The 368-nt window shown below is 57.9% G+C and carries 1 pseudogene; it reads left to right on the forward strand.

What is annotated here, in order from left to right:
* Nucleotides 1-14: 14 nt before the first annotated feature.
* A pseudogene (locus tag EZM41_RS09125) lies at nt 15-368 on the forward strand (hypothetical protein); the annotation flags it as partial.

A 368-nucleotide genomic window follows, 5' to 3' on the forward strand; every position in this document is an offset into this window, starting at 1 on the left:
AACTCCTGGACGCGGTGCAGTATAAAGTCGCTCCCGAAGACGCCACCCGTGGCGACGGCTACGGCCTCCTTTTTAAGCTCCCTGGGGCCTATTACGTCGTTTTTATAGTTGCGCGCCCCGGTAGCATAAATACGAGCCAGGAGATAGGGCCTCTTCGCCCCTTCGTTCTGCTCGTGAATGAGGTCGGACTGGACCACCACCCCACAGCGAGCGTTATAACCCGCGAGATCGCCCGACGACGTGGGGTCGAGGTGGAGGCAGGCGAGAGCAAATACTCGATCCTCGCGGAGTTGTTCGAGGAGTTCGTGGAAGAAAAGCTCGTGCAGCCCACGTTCGTGTTCAAATATCCGGTCGAAGTGTCACCTTTG

The sequence above is a fragment of the Acetomicrobium sp. S15 = DSM 107314 genome (assembly GCF_016125955.1).
GTDB lineage: Bacteria > Synergistota > Synergistia > Synergistales > Thermosynergistaceae > Thermosynergistes > Thermosynergistes pyruvativorans.